This is a genomic window from uncultured Streptococcus sp. (genome assembly GCF_963525625.1).
Taxonomy (GTDB): Bacteria; Bacillota; Bacilli; order Lactobacillales; family Streptococcaceae; genus Streptococcus.
The window spans coordinates 1-4,160 of record NZ_CAURLD010000034.1 but is presented as its reverse complement, the minus strand read 5'-3'; the positions used below and the strand labels follow the sequence as shown (position 1 = coordinate 4,160).

2 protein-coding genes and 1 pseudogene are annotated in these 4,160 nt (G+C 45.4%); all 3 read right to left on the bottom strand.

Annotated elements, in window-relative coordinates; genetic code table 11:
- Positions 1–94 precede the first annotated feature (94 nt).
- The 3 genes and pseudogenes from RYK49_RS11335 to parC all read right to left on the bottom strand — a co-directional run bounded on the left by RYK49_RS11335 (position 95) and on the right by parC (position 4,076).
- Positions 95–325, bottom strand: a complete 231-nt coding sequence (locus RYK49_RS11335) for a DUF2969 domain-containing protein (protein ID WP_002895433.1) — start codon at positions 323–325, stop codon at positions 95–97.
- Positions 326–430: 105 nt separating this feature from the next.
- Positions 431–1,456: pseudogene (locus tag RYK49_RS11330) on the bottom strand (branched-chain amino acid aminotransferase); the annotation flags it as partial.
- Between the two features lie 169 nt (positions 1,457–1,625).
- A complete protein-coding gene (gene parC / locus RYK49_RS11325; protein ID WP_314831582.1) occupies positions 1,626–4,076 on the bottom strand; it encodes a DNA topoisomerase IV subunit A in 2,451 nt (816 codons plus the stop codon).
- Between the last annotated feature and the right edge of the window lie 84 nt (positions 4,077–4,160).

Here is a 4,160-nt window from a genome sequence, read left to right as displayed (position 1 = left end):
GCGGATTTACAGTCCGCCGCGTTTAGCCTCTTCGCTATCTCTCCGACAATCAACGCTATCTATTATAACATTGATACAATGAAAATGCAAGCCCTTATTTGCTTAAATTATAGGTTTCAATCAAAGTTTCCACAGCTCTTTCAAGTTTTTTATAAAAACTTTCAGCATTCCCATTTTTGATGATCGCAAACTGGCCATCTAGTTCAGCAATCTCGCCGATAACCTTCTTGCCAATAGCAAGACTATAACCGTCAAATTGGTCTGCTCCGACTTTCACTTTGCTATCTGTGATTTGAATTTCAATCTTTTTGTCTTTTTTACTCATAACTTACCTCTTTCAAATTTCTATTGTACACGAAAAAGGCTGACTACGCAAGCTATCTTGGGCTAGAATTACAGAAAAACTGCCCAATCAAGGACAGCTTTTAGATTATACTTTCACAATCCAACCTTCTGGCGCTTCAACATCACCGAATTGGATACCAGTTAATTCGTCATACAGCTTGCGAGTGACTGGCCCGACTTCTGTCTCGCTATAAAAGACATGAAAATCATCGCCGTGCTGGATACCACCGATAGGAGAGATAACTGCAGCTGTTCCGCAAGCGCCAGCTTCAGTGAATTTACCCAAGTCTGCAAGAGGAACATCTCCCTCAATCGGTTTAAGCCCTAGTCTATGCTCCGCCAGATAAAGCAAAGAGTACTTGGTGATGGATGGCAAGATTGAGGGACTGAGCGGCGTTACAAACTCATTATTCTTGGTAATACCAAAGAAATTAGCAGAGCCCACTTCTTCAATCTTGGTATGGGTTGCAGGATCTAGATAAATCACATCTGAGAAATGCTTATCCTTAGCAATCTTTCCTGGTAATAAACTAGCAGCGTAATTGCCACCTACTTTTGCCGCACCAGTTCCGTGCGGTGCCGCGCGATCATAGTCATCTGAGACAATGAAGTTAGTCGGAGTCAGACCGCCTTTGAAGTAATTGCCTACCGGCATTACAAAGATAGTGAAAATGTATTCTTCAGCTGGTTTCACGCCGATAATATCGCCGACACCAATCAAGAGAGGTCGAATATAAAGGGTTCCGCCTGTTCCGTAAGGCGGAACATATTCTTCATTAGCTCGGACAACCTGCTTGACTGCGTCCACGAACATTTCTGTAGGAACTTGCGGCATGAGTAAGCGATCAGCTGTCAGCTGTAAACGCTCCGCATTTTTATCCGGACGGAAAAGCTGAATACTACCGTCCTTAGTTCGATAAGCCTTCAGACCTTCAAAAGCCTGCTGGCCATAGTGAAGGCTAGGAGACGACTCAGAGATATGGAGCGTAGCGTCCTCAGTTAGGTTTCCTTCTTCCCACTGGCCATTGCGATAGTAAGCTAAATAGCGATAAGGTAGTTTCATATATGAGAATCCTAGATTTTCCCAGTCGAGATTTACAGTCATGGTCTTTTTCCTCTTCTTCCAAACTTCATTTTTAGATACTCCCTATTTTACACCTTTTTAAGATATTTTCAAGTATTATTTTCAATTTTCAGAAAATTTTGTTATTCAATCTTTTGTGCCACTATCAAACTTTTAGAAATTGAAAAAAACCAGCTCGTGTGAACTGGTTTGATGATTACTTGATATAAGCTGAGAAGACTTCTTCGTCTGAAATAGTATCAGAAATGAAGCTGCCGTTGCTGGTTCTCTCAGACAGGCTGAGATCAGCTAGATTAATCTCATAGGCAGTTCCTTTATTGGAAAGCACCTGCAAAGTCTGCTCCTCGCTGGCTTCTGCTTCTGTTGTGAAGAGATCAAAATCCAGTGCTTCGCCATAGACTGGTCCAGCTGCAAAGACACGATGTGGCTTGGTCTTAAGCTCTCTCAGAACTTGAAGACCGCGATTTGCCCGACTGGTAACAGGAATATTTGCGACTGCCATACGCTTAATCGAACCGCGCTGAGTCAGGAGGTAAAGCGAGTCAGTATTGGCAATAAAGGCTGCAGCTAAGACATCATCCTTCTTGAGGTTGATGGCTTTAACCCCAGCTGCCTTAGCTCCGATGACAGGAACTTCCTCAATATTGAAGCGAAGGGCATAGCCATTCCTAGTCACGAGCATAACATCATCTAGCTTAATCGGCGCCAGAGCAATGACCTGATCTTCTTCATTTTTCAGCTTGGCAAACTTGAGCGACTTAGACTTGTAGGTCCGCCAAGGACTGAACTCCTTGCGCTCTACACGCTTGATTTGACCTAACTTGGTCGCTGCAAAGTAAGTCCCCTCTTCAAAGCTGTCCAGCAATTCTGTATAGATAACCTCTTCCTTGGTATCAAAGTTGCTGATGGTCTGGCTGAGGTGTTCTCCAATCTCTTTCCAGCGGATGTCTGACAGCTCATGAACAGGCCGGTAAATGACATTTCCAAGACTCGTAAAGATCAGCAAATGCTGAGTCGTCTTGGCTGGGCTAACAAAAATCAGTCTGTCATCGTCACGCTTGCCCATCTCCTCTAGGGTCGAAGCTGAGAAGGAACGCGGACTGGTCCGCTTGATATAACCAGAACGTGTCACGCTGACATAGGTCTCTTCCTCAACAATCAGACTAGCTGTATCAATCTCAATAGCGTTTGCTGTATCTTGCAGCTCACTGATACGCGGATTGCCAAACTTCTTCTTGACATCGCGGAGCTCCCGCTTCATGAGGTTATACATAGTGCGCTCATCGCCGATAATGGCTGCTAGCATGGCAATCTTCTCGCGCAGCTCTGCTTCTTCCTCTTCCAGAACCACTACGTCTGTATTTGTCAAACGGTAGAGTTGGAGAGTGACGATAGCCTCAGCCTGCTCCTCGGTGAAATCATAGCTAACCTTAAGATTTTCCTTGGCGTCTGCTTTGTTTTCTGAAGCACGAATCAGGGCAATCACCTCGTCCAAGATGGAAAGCACCCGAATCAGTCCTTCCACGATATGGAGCCGTTTCTCAGCCTTGGCCTTGTCAAAGCGGCTGCGAGCCAGAATAATCTCCTTGCGATGGGCAATATAACTGGTCAAGATTGGCACAATCCCCACCAAACGCGGCGTGAAATTGTCAATCGCCACCATGTTGAAGTTGTAATTAACTTGCAAATCAGTGTACTTGAAGAGATAGTTGAGAATCAGCTCAGTATTTGCGTCTTTCTTTAGCTCGATAGCAATGCGAAGACCGTCCCGGTCAGATTCGTCCCGCACCTCAGCAATGCCGGCTACCTTATTATTGACCCGAACATCGTCAATCTTCTTGACCAAGACTGCTTTATTAATCTCGTAAGGAATCTCAGTGATGACGATTTGCTCTTTTCCGCCCTTTAGCTTTTCAATCTCAGTTCTGGAGCGCACTACAACTCGACCTTTACCAGTCTCGTAAGCTTTCTTAATCTCATCTCGACCTTGGACAATAGCTCCTGTCGGGAAGTCTGGACCAGGCAGAAACTCCATGAGTTTGTCCACCTTGGCAGACGGATGGTCAATCATATAGATAACCGCGTCAATGACTTCAGCGAGATTATGGGGTGGAATGTCAGTCGCATAACCAGCGGAAATCCCAGTTGCTCCATTAACCAAGAGGTTAGGAAAGGCTGCCGGCAGAACAGTAGGCTCCTTCTCGGTATCGTCAAAGTTCCAAGCAAAAGGAACAGTATCTTTCTCGATATCCTGCAAAAGATAGCCAGCCATCTCAGACAGGCGCGCCTCAGTATAACGCATAGCCGCCGGTGGATCACCGTCCATGGAACCATTGTTCCCGTGCATCTCAACGAGAATCTCGCGGTTTTTCCAGTCCTGAGACATGCGAACCATGGCATCGTAGATGGAGCTGTCACCATGGGGGTGAAAATTCCCCATGATGTTCCCGACTGACTTGGCAGACTTACGGTAGCCCTTGTCGAAGGTATTGCCGTCCTTGTTCATCGAATAAAGAATACGGCGCTGCACAGGCTTCAAGCCATCTCGAATATCCGGCAAGGCCCGCTCTTGAATAATGTATTTGGAGTAGCGACCAAAGCGCTCTCCCATGATGTCCTCAAGGGACATGTTTTGAATGTTACTCATAGGATACTAAGCCCGTAAAATACAAAGTAAAAATAGGAAATTCTTGCAGTGAGCGATGCTCACAAGAGAATTTATCTTTTTCAC

Bases quoted from the DNA above. Each gene is read 5' to 3' on its own strand.
- RYK49_RS11335 (WP_002895433.1), bottom strand. From the start codon at position 325: ATGAGTAAAAAAGACAAAAAGATTGAAATTCAAATCACAGATAGCAAA.
- parC (WP_314831582.1), bottom strand. From the start codon at position 4,076: ATGAGTAACATTCAAAACATGTCCCTTGAGGACATCATGGGAGAGCGC.